The sequence below is a fragment of the Alteromonas sp. KUL49 genome (assembly GCF_006538345.1).
Lineage (GTDB): Bacteria > Pseudomonadota > Gammaproteobacteria > Enterobacterales > Alteromonadaceae > Alteromonas.
On the sequence record NZ_BJKL01000002.1, the window covers coordinates 437,156 to 450,898 of the forward strand.

Below are 13,743 nucleotides of genomic sequence, written 5' to 3' on the forward strand. Positions count from 1 at the left end.
AAGCGATTTTTTGTTTACTCGAAAGGCGCTGAATTAGCGCCTTTTTTATTGTATTTATTGATTAATTAACTTGGTTTACCACTATTTATGATATCAGCACCGGTACCGGACAGTGAACCTCAACGTCTTGCAGAGTTGCTTAGCTACGACATACTCGATACCGATACCGAAAAGCTATTTGATGAGTTAACACTGCTGGCATCACAAATTTGCGAAACACCTATCGCATTAATTAGCCTTGTGGATCCTGACCGTCAGTGGTTTAAGTCAAGAGTAGGACTAGACGCCACCGAAACATCGCGTAGTATCGCATTTTGCTCTCATGCAATCTTGCAACGTGAAGTCTTTGAAATTACGAATGCCAAAGAAGATCCTCGCTTTCATGACAACCCTTTGGTTACCGGAGATCCCAACATTCGCTTTTATGCGGGCGCCCCCTTGGTGACCCCAGCAGGTCATGCCATCGGAACGCTCTGTACAATCAGTGATAAACCAAAAACGCTGACAGACTCTCAAAAAGAAGCGTTAACCACACTGAGCCATTCAGTCATCGCGCAATTGGAATTGCGCAGAAAAAATAGAGATCTCGAACGCACTAATAAATTTAGGTCAGACTTTTTATCGTACTTAAGCCATGAAGTAAGAACGCCGTTAAACGCGATCAATACGTTTAGCCGATTGTTAGAAGGGGAGGCAAAATCTCTACGGTTACCTCTGTCTTTTTCTGAGCCATTGGGGCACATAAGTAAGAGCGGTGAACGGCTTCTTGAAATTGTCAATTCAGTGCTAGATTTGAAACAGCTTGAAGCAGGTAAAATGCGGATCGTCGCCAGAACCGTTAATACTCGTGATTTATTCACTCATCTGTTCTCATTGACGAAAATTCGCTCTGAAGACGAAAATGTCCTGTTTGACTACAATATTGACGAATCTGTACCTCAATGGGTTGAGTTAGATGACACCAAGTTTAGCCAAATTGCCCTTAACATTTTATCCAATGCGATCAAATATACGCCAGCAGGCAAGAAGGTTGTTGCACAGATCAAATACAAGCATGACAAGCTTGTTTTCACCGTAAAAGATGACGGGATTGGAATTAGTCAAGAAGATCAAGATAAACTTTTCAAACCCTTCGAGCGCATGGATAACGCTCACACTATCAAAGGTACCGGGCTCGGATTAAATATCACCAAGCAGCTAATTGATTTGATGAAGGGCACCATGAAGTTTAAAAGTGCTCTGAATGAGGGAACAAGAGTGACTGTTTCCGTAGTTGCCCCCGAATCGACTATGTCTGATCAGCAAAAACTCTCTAACAACGACAATACACGACACCTGAATATCATTGAAAATCCTCACATATTGGTAGTGGAAGACCATTACATCAATCAGGTGGTGATAAGAACTGTATTCGAAAAACTGGGCGTTCCAATTTCTATCGTAAGTACTGGCGAAGAAGGCGTAGAATACGCGAACAATAACTCAATTAACCTAGTCTTGATGGATCTCAACCTTCCGGGTATTGATGGTCTGGAAGCCACTAGGCGCATTAAAGCAGGCCCCGCCTCCCACATCCCCGTTGTTGCACTGACAGCTGATGCATTGTATCAGCGTGCCGAATTAGCACAGCATGGGTTTAGCGAAATCCTTACCAAACCTATCGACAATACGGCACTAATTGATATTCTTAACCAATTCTTATCCCCCAGCGATATAGGTAAACTAATTTAGTAATGAGTAGAGATGGTTCATTTGATAGAAAAGCGTTAAGAAAATCATTACGCAAGGCTCGAATAAGCCTATCTTCAGAACAACAATATAGCGCAGAGATCGCCGTTGCACATCAGCTTAATCAAAGCGAATTTATTCATCAGTCCACCACTATCGCTGGTTATTTAGCAAATGATGGTGAGGTATCGCTATCGTCATTTATAACCGCTCAATGGCAACACCAAGGTCCCTATAAAAGGCACATTACGCTCCCTGTAATTCATCCCGTCAATAAAGGCCACTTGCTCATGTTGGCATATACTCCAACGACGCAGATGACCGAGAACAAATACGGTATTGTTGAGCCTGAGGTCGCTTGTAACCATATACACTTAATCAGTGACCATAGTGTGATTCTTATGCCCTTAGTAGGATTTGATCGACAAGGCAATCGTCTGGGCATGGGAGGAGGTTACTACGACAGAACGCTGAGTAACATACGCAATGCGCCGATCCGTCCTAAGCTTGTTGGCGTGGCACATGACTGCCAAGAAGTCAGTCAGCTACCAGTGCAATCCTGGGACGTTCCCCTAGATGCTATAGTGACACCATCGAGAATATTGCATTTCAAAAACGACTAACATCATAGCGTTTTTGACTAGGGGCAATAAGGCTTTTCAGGTACACTTCCGCAAAACTTACCTAGAGACCCCGAACATGGATCAGAACGCGAAAAAGCAGGCCGTGGCTAAAGCCGCTATTCAATACGTAGAACAAGACAGCATTGTAGGTGTTGGAACAGGCTCTACCATTAATTTTTTCATTGATGAACTAGGTAAAATCAAAAACAAGATTGAAGGCGCAGTGTCTAGCTCTGAAGCATCGACACAACGCCTAGAAGCCTTAGGTATTGAGGTGTTCGAACTCAACAACGTCGGTGAATTATCAGTTTACATCGATGGCGCTGACGAAGTGACTGAACACAAGCATATGATTAAAGGTGGCGGCGCTGCGCTTACTCGCGAAAAAATCGTTGCGGGAGCAGCAAAAACCTTCGTATGTATTGTCGACGAGAGTAAACGCGTACCTGTGCTTGGCAAATTCCCTCTACCTGTTGAAGTGATTCCCATGGCTCGTTCCTTCGTTGCTCGAGAACTGGTTAAGTTAGGTGGTGATCCCGTCTATCGTCAGGGTATTGTTACCGACAACGGCAACGTTATTCTTGACGTACACAATCTCAGTATTACCAACCCAAGAGAATTAGAGCAGAGCATCAACAATATACCTGGTGTTGTGACCAATGGTATTTTCGCCCTTCGTGGTGCTGATATCGTACTATCTGCAACGAATAACGGCGTAGAGACCTACGAATAGCAATTATCCCTTTTCACTGGCGATAAATTCTGCTAACTTCCGTTTAGACGTCTAGATGCCTATTAAAGTTTTTGAGAGAACATTGATTCATGAGTAAAGTTTCACTTCCGAAGGATAAAATTCGAATCCTATTACTTGAGGGTGTGCACCAGAGTGCTTTGGAAACCTTCAAGAACAACGGTTACACCAACATTGAGTACCTCAAGACTTCCCTTCCGGAGGACGAACTCATTGAAAAAGTTAAAGATGCGCATTTTGTAGGCATTCGCTCACGTACTCAAATCACTGAAAACGTGGTTGAAGCGGCCCAAAAGCTTGTGGCTATCGGTTGTTTCTGCATTGGTACTAACCAAGTTGATTTGGTTGCGACGCAAGCTCGTGGTATTCCTGTGTTTAACGCACCTTTCTCAAATACTCGCTCTGTGGCTGAACTTGTGTTAGGTCAAATCATCTTGTTACTCAGACAAGTACCCAGCAAAAGTGCCAAAGCCCATCGTGGTGAGTGGGAGAAAACAGCGGTTGGCTCTTATGAGGCACGAGGTAAAACACTGGGCATTATAGGTTACGGCCACATCGGTACGCAGCTGAGTATCCTCGCTGAACACTTGGGTATGCGCGTGCAATTTTTTGATATTGAAGACAAACTTGTATTAGGTAACTCTACGCAAGTGAAATCTCTTAAAAAGCTACTAAATACCTCTGATGTAGTATCACTTCACGTTCCGGAGACCGCTGAAACACAGGATATGATTGGCCAAGAAGAACTTGCGCAAATGAAGCAAGGCTCAATTTTGATCAATGCATCTCGCGGTACTGTTGTAGAAATTGATGCATTAACAGAAGCAATGGCTAGTGGTCACTTGAACGGCGCTGCAATCGACGTATTCCCAGTAGAGCCAAAATCAAACAGCGAAGAGTTTGTATCTCCGCTTCGTCAGTTTGATAACGTTATTCTTACCCCGCACGTGGGTGGTAGCACACAAGAAGCTCAGGAGAATATCGGTATTGAAGTTGCTGGTAAGCTCGCTAAATACAGCGACAACGGCTCTACACTATCAGCGGTAAACTTCCCAGAAGTGTCATTGCCAGAACACACTGGACGTTCGCGATTACTGCATATACACAAAAACCAACCTGGTATTCTTACTCAGATTAACCAAGCGTTTGCCGAGAAAGGTATCAATATCGAAGCACAATACTTACAAACGAATGCAGAGATTGGTTATGTGGTAGTGGATGTAGTTGAAGACAAAGCTTACGACGCACTTGCTCAGTTGCAACAAATCACTGGCACTATAAAGACACGTATTCTTCACTAGTAAAGTAGTGTTTAAGTCATAAAAAAACGGCTTCCAAGGGAGCCGTTTTTTGTTTTCGAGCCGAGATACTTGGAATTTAGAAGAAGTTGTAAACCAAGGTTACCGCTGTCTCTGTATCTAAATTATCGATATCGTCGGCTACATCAGTGTTATGGTCGAGTTTAAGCGATACTTTCATGGATAGATTACCGCTAATCGTTGCCGATAGTGCAGATTCAGCACGAGATTTAGTATTTTCTGAACCAACTTCCGTACTGACTGTTTGAATGAATTTAGCCGTATCTGAAATCGTCCATTGATAAGCCATTGATGCACGAACAATGAAACTGTTCTGCTCTTCACCCTCTTGTGTTTCCGCGAACGCGTAACCCGGACCAATCGAGTATTCAAAGCTCTGTTTATCAGTTTCAAATAATTTTTGGTTCCAACCTGCTGCAATCGTGGCTTGGTAATCAAAGTTGCTCAAACGGTCATCTTCATAAGAGGTGAATCCGAACAAACGATTATTAGGATCTTCTAGTTTATAGTTACCTTGGGCAGAAGCATAAAACTTTTGAGCCGACGTAAATTCAACATCTTCACCATCTCTCTCTACGGTTTCACGCTTATACAATCCCTCGATAATGTAGTCGTTACTCCACATTTCCGTTTCATGATGCGCTGCTAGACCGGCGTTAATTGAGGTAGTTTCTGTGTTACCAGTCGTGGCGATAATACCTAGCTCGCCCTCAAGGGTGAATGGTTTAAACTCATCTTCTGCAAAAGCAAAATTTGATACCACTAGTGATGAAATGAGTGTAGCTAATAGCCTTTTTTTCATGTGCGTTCCTGATCAATGAAAAGTCGGATTAGAGCACCTCAATGTTGCTTTTATTATCGGCGCTAAGGGAATATACGGTATAAAGGGAGCAATATTACCCGCCTCTGTTATTGAGTCAAACAATCATGCGAGTTTACGCAGGTTTCACTACAAAAGTATAACGAGTTTACACCGAGAAACCTGAACGTACCCTTAAAAAAACTGGTATACCAACGCAACTGATGTTTCAGTGTTCAACGAGGCTACGTCTTCTGGGGTGTCCGAATCATGATTTAGCACCACCGAAAACTTCATTGCCATTTCGCCAAACACATTGGCTGAGACTGATGTTTCAGAGCGAGACTTGGTATTAAACTCACCTGCTTCGGTACTTAAGAACTGACGTAATCTAGCGCCCGACTCCCATTTGTACTCATACTCAGCTGACGCTCTCACGATAACACTGTCACCAATATTGACATTATTACTTTCGAGAGGTTTTACAAATGAATAGCCAGGCCCAACACTGTACCGAAAGGCACTCATGTTATCGCGCCATAAGCGCTGAGACCACCCCACCGCGAGTGAAGCACGATGATCATAACCATTGAATCGGTCGTTTTCGTAGTCACCGTAGACAAATAGTCGACGATCTTTTCGCCCTAGTTTATAGTCGAATTGACCTGTGCCGAAAAATCGATGCGCAGTCGTCTGTTTATTTCCCTCTGACACCACACTCTGTTTGTAAAGCAACTCTGCGGTATAGCGATTACTCCAATTTTCGGTATCGTGGTGAGCGTTTATCCCGGCTTTGATACTGTTAGCAGAGGTATTACCACTGCTCAGTAAAATACCAAGCTCACCGTCCAATGAAGAGCTTAGTTCTTCATTGGGAGACGAAATGTCGGCGTGATATAAATCATCGATCAAATCCCGTGGCGTTGCATAAACCAGCGCCGGTGCCATAGTGCTACATACAAGCACGCTCCAACTTAACACTGAATGTTTTGTCATTGTTCTTGCGTCTTTTATTTTGTTTATTGTTTTAATTCGTAACTATTTTTCTGAATTAACAGCAATATTTCACATCATCATCGAAACTTTTGCGGTTTCTTTGTCTGCATGTTCAACCGCTTTAAGCAGCGCCGATTTATCAAGATTCAATGTATTGATATCACTGTTCAAAAAAAGTTCAACCGATTCGCAATCTGGTTGAATCATTTTAAGGTCAGCTAAAGAGCTCGCGGCATTAAACAATGAAACGTCTGTATCCGATGCCTGCTTGGCTGGGTCGTGTAAGTACTTTACCGGGTAGTAAAGTACGAGAGGAAGCTTCCAAACTTCTAGAATAGCACCGCTGCATTCGGCAAAGGTAAAGCCGAAATGGGTAAGTTGTTTGTCAGCAAGAGAGGATTCACTCTCGTCGTTTAAATATTTCTGGTATTTATCTGGGCTTTTATTCGCAACAACTAATTCACTGAGGTTCTTTAGAACACCCATCACGAAAAAGCGCTCGCTCCCACGAGTACCCATTTGACGGCCAAGATACCGACCAACCATGCCGCAATAGACAGACTTATACCAGTGTTTGTCTAAATCAATGAGTTTGGTGTTGAAGTATTTAAACGCTGAATTGGCCGTTTCAGCCATTACTAAGTTATATAAAGCTTCACCACCAACAACGTTGACTGCTTTGGTGATTGTTGACACTTGGGAAGGAAAACGGAACAAGGAGCTGTTAGCCAAGCGTAATACCTTGGCACACAATGAAGGGTCTAAACTGATAACCTTTCCTATAGCTTCAGCATCAGAACGAGGATCATCCAATATTCCACGAATTCGTAAACATACATCAGGTAATGCAAAAGACTTAGTAGCAAAAGCCACATATTTATCTAACGACATGCAAGTATCCACTGTTTAACGTTATCTAAAATTTCATTTGTCCGAAGTCATTAAACTACGGGCATTTATTCATCAAAAAAGCTAGCTTGCATTGGCGACTCACTAGGAGTTTCCTCATCAAGCTGCTTCGCATTTCGCCTTAACGCTGCTTTTTTACGTCGCTGACATGCATTAACAATGGTACGTCGAGTACTGTCGTCTATTTGCAACCAATACAGCCGTTCTTCACGGCTTCTGTAGCAACCTTTGCAAAATCCCCGCGGTCCTGACTCACAAACACCAACGCACGGACTAGGAATTGAAAAAAATTCCAGTTGAGACGCACGAGATGGTTGTTGTGACATAGTAAATGTTGGTCCAATCGGAGATAGACTAAAAGCTACATGCAACAATAAAGAAATGCCAGTTTGAATTTGGCAAAAATGTATAGCGGATTATACACAATATAAAAGGCCAAAGTGGTAGTATTACTCGCACCCTTCATATACCGTAGTTCGAAGCAATCATAGCTTTTTGATAGCTTTCATCTACTTATTAGTAATTCGTAGTAAACATGCAACTTGAAATTACGCTTTCGCAGATTCAGCTAATTGACTTACTTTTTCGGTTTCAAGCCGCGGGCATTTTGTGTCTCATTGGTTTAATGACAACAAAGTTAACACCAAAGGTATATTCAAATACAGCACTAGCGGTATGTTTAGCGGCGTATATCCTATTAACTGCCCCCATTGAAAACCATATTTATGGCTGGACTCGTCCGTTATTGCTGTTACTCACAGATTTAACGGCGTACAGCCTACTCGCTGTATACTGGCAAAAAGTACACCGCCAGTCACTCTTCACTAATTTGCCCGTGCTCTATCGAGTTGGGATAATTTTATGGTTAACCGGGATAGCGGTGTTTTTCTTCGCTTTTCAAGGCAAAGGGTTTTTCCACGATATCCTCCATATTATCGGTATGTTTATTCTCTTTTTTATTGTTGTAGATGCGCTTGGAGACTACGGGGAAGATCTGGACGAAGACCGTCGCGGCTTTAGGTTGAAAACTATCATTATCATCGGCGCGTATTCTTTGTCGCTTACTTTGGTTGAGCTGTTTCTTCGCGCGATAAAAGACCACTGGCTATTTAGCCTGAGTAATGCGTTGTTCATGTTTGTTCTCACCACATTTTTTGCCATGCGTTACATCGAAAATCAACGCAACACCGAGCACAACACAAGGACTAAAAACAACGACACACCTATACCTAGCCCAAAAGTCGAAAAGTTAACGCAATTAATGCAACCTGAATTCTTCTGTCAAAGTGAATTAACCGTCTCGAAAATGGCCGACGCAATGGCGTTACCTGAGCATCAGTTGCGTGCGCTTATTAATGTTGAACTGGGGTTCGATAACTTTTCTAAGTTTCTCAATAGCTATCGGATCCCGTTAGTATGTGAACAACTTGTACAGCAAGATAAGTCGATTCCTATTCTCACCCATGCGCTTAATGCAGGATTCAACTCAATTGCCTCTTTCAATAGAGCGTTCAAGGATTTCACTGGAGTCACCCCTACTGACTATCGCAAGTTAAAATCGGAGCAAGAAAAGCCTAATTAATATACTGAAAAAACATATATTTTTGCGCCTTTTCAAAAATGATCAGCGTTTCTTCAGTTTTGATAAGACGCTAATGACAGAGTAACAATAGAGTAGTCACTCTTTATTAGGAGTGAAACTCATGAAACGTCTTTTGATTGCCTTAGCCATCATTATTGCCCTTATCACCTATTTTCTGATGCCCGTGTACCAGTTTTACGCTTACCGTCACGAAGCTCCCATGCTAGGTGAGTCATACGTTCATGTGCCAAAATCTGGCCCAATCGACAATAAGGTTTATGACCAAAACTTTCACATACCAAGTGAAAAAGCATCAAGGATAATTGAAGAGCACAGACAAAGTATTAACAGCCCGGGGATATCTGCTGCAGTGGCGATTGACGGAAAACTCATTTGGGCAGGTGCTTCTGGGTGGGCAAACATTGAGAGCAAATCGCCAATGACAACTGCCTCTGTCTTTCGGGTTGGGAGCACATCAAAAGCACTCACTTCGGCATTATTAGCTAAGTTAGTTGATAGAGACCTTGTTTCGCTAGACACCCCAATATCCACTTTCTCAGTGGGTCAGTTGAATCCCAACTGGCACCATATTACTCCACGCCACCTAGCTTCTCACATGGCTGGAATTCCACACTACGGAGAGAATACAGAGTTAACAGGGCTATATCGCTCAATTGCACTAAACAAGCACTACCACAATGTGATGGACGCGACGCGACTGTTCGATGAAAGCGACCTACTTTTTCCTGCGGGCGACGACTTTAGCTACTCAAGCTTGGGGACGGTTCTACTGAGTACAGTCATACAAGAAAGTACCAACTCTCGATTTCAAGATGCTATGCGTGATGAAGTACTTCAACCCTTGGGCATGCAACACACCTATATGAATGAAAAGTTGAGTAGTGATGAATCCTTGGCTTCAAATCTTGTGACCTTTTATTGGCATAAAGAAGACAAAGGGGAGCTCGTCAAACCTTGGAGAGACGTTGACTTAAGTCACAGACTTGCGGGGGGTGGGTCTATCTCAACATCCTCTGATTTAGTAAGACTCGGGATTGGGTTCAATAATGATGACTTTATTAGCGCTACCACTAGAGAGGCATTTTGGACGCCACAGACACTGAATAGTGGAAAGGTCAATGAACAAGGCTACGCCATTGGTTGGCGGGTGAGAGAGTCGGACTTTGGAGTAGGCATAGGTAAGCTTTTTCAAGCCAATCATGGCGGTGTTTCAAGAGGTGCGCAAAGCTGGCTTATGGTAATACCTGATTACAACATGGCGGTAGCAGTGAACATTAACGCAAAAACCGAACACTTTTGGGATTTTGGTTCAGTATCGTTTGACCTCGTTTCGTTGTTTTTATCGCATCATATTGAGTCTACTCAGCAAGCTAGCAAGTAAGCTGAAACAGAAAGAAAAAGGGCCAGTCTCTCGACTGGCCCTTTCATTATTCTACTGTGAAAAAATTACTTTTTCTTCTTTGCCTTTGGATTTGGCAAGTCGGTAATGCTTCCTTCAAAGATCTCAGCTGCAAGGCCTACTGATTCATAAAGGGTTGGGTGAGCATGAACAGTAAGACCAACGTCCTCTGCATCCGCGCCCATTTCTACTGCAAGACCGATTTCACCAAGAAGCTCACCAGCGTTAGTACCAACAATCGCACCACCGATAACACGGCCAGTATCTTTGTCGAAGATCATCTTAGTCATACCATTCGTTGCATCTGATGCAATCGCACGACCTGATGCCGCCCATGGGAACACTGACGCTTCGTAGTTAACACCTTGTTCTTTAGCTTCTTTCTCAGTAAGACCAACCCAAGCAACTTCTGGCTCAGTGTAGGCAACTGAAGGAATTGAACGCGGGTCGAAGTAGTGCTTCTTACCAGCAATAACTTCGGCAGCAACGTGACCTTCGTGAACCGCTTTGTGAGCAAGCATTGGCTGGCCTACTAGGTCACCAATCGCGAAAATGTGATTAACGTTAGTACGAAGCTGCTTGTCTACGTTAATGAAACCACGTTCGTCAACTGCAACACCAGCAGCTTCAGCGCCGATAAGCTTGCCGTTTGGACGACGACCAACGGCTACAAGTACTTTGTCGTAGCGTACTTGCTCAGCTGGAGCATTCTTGCCTTCAAAAGACACATACAAGCCATCATCTTTTGCTTCAACCGCAGTTACTTTGGTTTCTAGCATGATATTAAACTTGTCTTTGTAGTCTTTCATGAAGACTTTCATAATGTCTTTGTCAGCAGCAGGAATTAGCTGATCTAAGAACTCAACTACATCGATGTTCGAGCCCAGCGCTTCGTATACCGTACCCATTTCTAGGCCGATGATACCACCACCAAGTACCAACATTTTTTCTGGAACGTCTTTCATTTCAAGCGCGCCAGTTGAATCAATTACGCGATCATCTTCTGGGATGAAAGGCAGAGATACAGGCTCTGAACCTGCGGCAATGATTGCGTTTTCGAAAGTAACCGTTGTTGTAGAGCCGTCAGCTGCAGTAACTTCCAGTGCATTGCTGCCTGTGAATTTTCCGTAGCCTTGAACGTGCTTAACTTTACGCATTTTAGACATGCCGCTTAGGCCGCCAGTAAGTTTAGCTACAACACCGTCCTTATATGCGCGAATTTTATCTAGGTCGAACGTTGGTTCACCAAACGTAACGCCATGAGCAGCCAAATGTTTCGCTTCTTTGATGACTTTAGCAACGTGAAGCAAAGCTTTTGACGGAATACAACCCACGTTCAAACAAACACCACCTAGAGTGTCTCGTGAGTCTATGATAACTGTTTCAATGCCTAAATCGGCTGCACGGAATGCAGCTGAATAGCCGCCAGGTCCGCCCCCTAATACCACTAATTGCGTTTTAATTTCGCTCATCGTGAACCTCAGTCCTGTTCTTGTAGGGTTATGCTATTAGTTTGTCTAATAGCATAACCGAAATGCCACAAAATGGGCGTATAAAATAATCGAAAATGTTACTGATATTGTAAACTTTTTCGACCTTTTACTTAAAGTATGATTCTGCGTAAGTCAGTAAGGTTTGCAGCAACCTCAGTGGAGAATCTCGCACCTACCGCACCATCAATTACTCGGTGGTCGTAAGATAGGCTCAGCGGCACCATTAGGCGCGGCTCAAATTCTTTACCATTCCACTTAGGCTTCATCTCAGACTTAGACACACCTAATATGGCGACTTCTGGCGCATTTACAATAGGTGTAAATGCAGTACCACCAATACCACCTAGGCTTGAAATGGTAAACGTGCCGCCCTGCATGTCGGCAGCTTTAAGCTTACCATCACGAGCTTTCTTAGATATTTCGATAAGTTCTTGAGATAACTGCTCAATACCTTTCTTATTCACGTCGCGAATAACAGGAACAACTAGGCCACCCGGCGTTTCAACCGCAATACCAATGTTGATAAATTTCTTAATGATTAAGCTCTCGCCATCGTCAGACAGTGAGGAGTTAAACAATTCGTATTTCTCAAGCGCCTTAGCGACTGCTTTCATCACGAATACAAGCGGTGTAATTTTTAGACCAGACTTAATTTTCGCATGATAAGCATTTTGTTCTTTACGGAACGCTTCAACATCAGTGATGTCTGCTTCGTCAAACTGTGTAACGTGCGGAATAGTCGCCCAGTTGCGATGTAAAAACGGACCAGATATCTTTTGAATACGAGAAAGCTTTTGCTCTTCGATATCGCCAAATTTACTGTGATCTACAGGCTTAACCGGAACGATTTGAAGTACGTTGTCGCCTACTGGTGCACTAGAAGTTGCAGCTGCTGTGCGCGGCTTAGCTAATTCAGCTTTAACATAAGCTTGAACGTCTTCTTTCAAGATACGATTTTTAGGTCCAGTGCCGTTGACTAGCGTAAGGTCTACGCCAAACTCTCGGGCAACACGGCGAACTGAAGGTGATGCATGCGCTTTGCCGTTACCTTTTGCCGCTGGTGCCGCTGGTACAGGCGCACTCGCTTGTGGTGCTGATGGCTTAGCTGCAGGTGCTGGAGCTGCTGGCTTCTCAGCAACAGGAGCTGGCGCTGGCGCTGGCGCAGCTTGTGATGATGAACCACCGCTAGTTTCAAGCTTAACTACCAAAGTACCCTGCTTAACCTTATCGCCTGTACTGATATAAACTTCTTTGATGGTACCTGCGTGGGTAGAAGGTACATCCATTGTCGCCTTATCAGTTTCAAGCGTAATTAGGCCGTCTTCTTTTTCAACCGTATCGCCAACTGATACCAATACATCAATAACATCAACTTCGCCATCTTCACCAATATCAGGTACTGCGACTTCAATAGTTTCACTGCTAGCTGCTGCAGGCGCTGGAGCAGCGCTTTCCTGTGCAGCAGGTGCAGTTGATGCAGATTCAGCTGGCGCAGGACCAGAGCCAGCGATCTCAAGCTTGATGACTACTACGCCTTCTTTGACTTTGTCGCCAGTGCTAATAAATACTTCTTTAACCGTACCCGCGTGTGTAGAAGGAACATCCATCGTAGCTTTGTCGGTTTCAAGCGTAATCAAACCATCTTCTTTTTCAATGGTGTCACCCACGGAAACCAATACATCGATAACGTCAACTTCGCCGTCTTCACCGATATCTGGAACAGCAACTTCAATCACTTCGCTTGCACCAGAAGCAGCTGGCGCAGCAGCAGGCGCGCTCTCTTCTTTTGGCGCTGGTGCTTCAACTTTAGGCTCTGCCGGTGCAGCGCTGGCAGCGTTGTCTGAAGACGACGCTTCAGGCGCAGTCTCACCGCCTGCTACTTTCATTTCACCAATCACATCGCCTTCTTTGATTTTGTCACCTACGGATACTGTCAGGCTTACAATCTCACCTTCGAAAGGCGCTGGGATGTCCATTGATGCCTTGTCACTCTCAACAGTAACAACGCCTTCATCTGCCTCAATGCTGTCGCCAGCGGCAACACAGAGCTCGATAACTTCAACTTCGTCACCGCCTACATCAGGTACGATAATCTTTTGAATATCTGACATATGTAAAATCCC

Annotated in this window: 12 protein-coding genes; 6 read left to right on the forward strand and 6 right to left on the reverse strand. The window is 43.9% G+C overall.

Annotated elements, in window-relative coordinates:
- The first annotated feature begins 87 nt into the window (after positions 1-87).
- The 4 genes from EYS00_RS05055 (at position 88) to serA (ending at position 4,403) form a co-directional block, all read left to right on the forward strand.
- The gene (locus tag EYS00_RS05055; protein ID WP_130635463.1) at positions 88-1,731 is read left to right on the forward strand and encodes an ATP-binding protein; all 1,644 of its coding nucleotides are present in this window, start codon (positions 88-90) and stop codon (positions 1,729-1,731) included.
- Between the two features lie 2 nt (positions 1,732-1,733).
- Complete coding sequence (locus EYS00_RS05060) at positions 1,734-2,351, forward strand: 5-formyltetrahydrofolate cyclo-ligase (RefSeq protein WP_130635464.1); 618 nt, start codon at positions 1,734-1,736, stop codon at positions 2,349-2,351.
- 76 nt (positions 2,352-2,427) lie between these two features.
- Positions 2,428-3,084 (forward strand): ribose-5-phosphate isomerase RpiA, encoded by a 657-nt coding sequence (rpiA, locus tag EYS00_RS05065; RefSeq protein ID WP_130635465.1) that lies wholly within the window; start codon positions 2,428-2,430, stop codon positions 3,082-3,084.
- 89 nt (positions 3,085-3,173) lie between these two features.
- Entirely contained in the window at positions 3,174-4,403 is a 1,230-nt protein-coding gene (gene serA / locus EYS00_RS05070; RefSeq protein ID WP_130635466.1) for a phosphoglycerate dehydrogenase, read from the forward strand.
- A 76-nt stretch (positions 4,404-4,479) separates the two neighbouring features.
- Here the strand turns inward: serA and EYS00_RS05075 are convergent, their stop codons facing one another.
- The 4 genes from EYS00_RS05075 to EYS00_RS05090 all read right to left on the reverse strand — a co-directional run bounded on the left by EYS00_RS05075 (position 4,480) and on the right by EYS00_RS05090 (position 7,451).
- Entirely contained in the window at positions 4,480-5,223 is a 744-nt protein-coding gene (locus EYS00_RS05075) for a YdiY family protein (protein WP_130635467.1), read from the reverse strand.
- 192 nt (positions 5,224-5,415) lie between these two features.
- On the reverse strand, positions 5,416-6,216 hold the full coding sequence (locus EYS00_RS05080; RefSeq protein WP_242618651.1) for a YdiY family protein: 801 nt from the start codon (positions 6,214-6,216) through the stop codon (positions 5,416-5,418).
- A gap of 69 nt (positions 6,217-6,285) precedes the next feature.
- Complete coding sequence (locus EYS00_RS05085; RefSeq protein ID WP_130635468.1) at positions 6,286-7,107, reverse strand: HDOD domain-containing protein; 822 nt, start codon at positions 7,105-7,107, stop codon at positions 6,286-6,288.
- A 65-nt stretch (positions 7,108-7,172) separates the two neighbouring features.
- Entirely contained in the window at positions 7,173-7,451 is a 279-nt protein-coding gene (locus EYS00_RS05090; RefSeq protein WP_130635469.1) for a DUF1289 domain-containing protein, read from the reverse strand.
- Between the two features lie 209 nt (positions 7,452-7,660).
- Between EYS00_RS05090 and EYS00_RS05095 the strand changes: the two genes are divergently transcribed.
- Positions 7,661-8,707 carry an AraC family transcriptional regulator gene (locus tag EYS00_RS05095; RefSeq protein ID WP_130635470.1) on the forward strand — a complete coding sequence of 349 codons (1,047 nt, stop codon included), beginning with the start codon at positions 7,661-7,663 and terminating at the stop codon, positions 8,705-8,707.
- A 121-nt stretch (positions 8,708-8,828) separates the two neighbouring features.
- Positions 8,829-10,109 (forward strand): serine hydrolase, encoded by a 1,281-nt coding sequence (locus tag EYS00_RS05100; RefSeq protein WP_130635471.1) that lies wholly within the window; start codon positions 8,829-8,831, stop codon positions 10,107-10,109.
- 65 nt (positions 10,110-10,174) lie between these two features.
- Here EYS00_RS05100 and lpdA read toward each other — a convergent pair whose 3' ends face one another.
- Both lpdA and aceF read right to left on the reverse strand, forming a co-directional pair.
- Positions 10,175-11,599: a dihydrolipoyl dehydrogenase gene (gene lpdA / locus EYS00_RS05105; protein ID WP_130635472.1), complete on the reverse strand. Its 1,425-nt coding sequence runs from the start codon at positions 11,597-11,599 to the stop codon at positions 10,175-10,177.
- A gap of 131 nt (positions 11,600-11,730) precedes the next feature.
- Positions 11,731-13,731 carry a dihydrolipoyllysine-residue acetyltransferase gene (gene aceF / locus EYS00_RS05110; RefSeq protein WP_130635473.1) on the reverse strand — a complete coding sequence of 667 codons (2,001 nt, stop codon included), beginning with the start codon at positions 13,729-13,731 and terminating at the stop codon, positions 11,731-11,733.
- Positions 13,732-13,743 lie beyond the last annotated feature (12 nt).

Bases quoted from the DNA above. Each gene is read 5' to 3' on its own strand.
- EYS00_RS05090 (WP_130635469.1), bottom strand. From the start codon at position 7,451: ATGTCACAACAACCATCTCGTGCGTCTCAACTGGAATTTTTTTCAATT.
- EYS00_RS05055 (WP_130635463.1), top strand. From the start codon at position 88: ATGATATCAGCACCGGTACCGGACAGTGAACCTCAACGTCTTGCAGAG.
- EYS00_RS05095 (WP_130635470.1), top strand. From the start codon at position 7,661: ATGCAACTTGAAATTACGCTTTCGCAGATTCAGCTAATTGACTTACTT.
- EYS00_RS05080 (WP_242618651.1), bottom strand. From the start codon at position 6,216: ATGACAAAACATTCAGTGTTAAGTTGGAGCGTGCTTGTATGTAGCACT.
- EYS00_RS05075 (WP_130635467.1), bottom strand. From the start codon at position 5,223: ATGAAAAAAAGGCTATTAGCTACACTCATTTCATCACTAGTGGTATCA.
- lpdA (WP_130635472.1), bottom strand. From the start codon at position 11,599: ATGAGCGAAATTAAAACGCAATTAGTGGTATTAGGGGGCGGACCTGGC.
- EYS00_RS05060 (WP_130635464.1), top strand. From the start codon at position 1,734: ATGAGTAGAGATGGTTCATTTGATAGAAAAGCGTTAAGAAAATCATTA.
- EYS00_RS05085 (WP_130635468.1), bottom strand. From the start codon at position 7,107: ATGTCGTTAGATAAATATGTGGCTTTTGCTACTAAGTCTTTTGCATTA.
- aceF (WP_130635473.1), bottom strand. From the start codon at position 13,731: ATGTCAGATATTCAAAAGATTATCGTACCTGATGTAGGCGGTGACGAA.
- serA (WP_130635466.1), top strand. From the start codon at position 3,174: ATGAGTAAAGTTTCACTTCCGAAGGATAAAATTCGAATCCTATTACTT.
- EYS00_RS05100 (WP_130635471.1), top strand. From the start codon at position 8,829: ATGAAACGTCTTTTGATTGCCTTAGCCATCATTATTGCCCTTATCACC.
- rpiA (WP_130635465.1), top strand. From the start codon at position 2,428: ATGGATCAGAACGCGAAAAAGCAGGCCGTGGCTAAAGCCGCTATTCAA.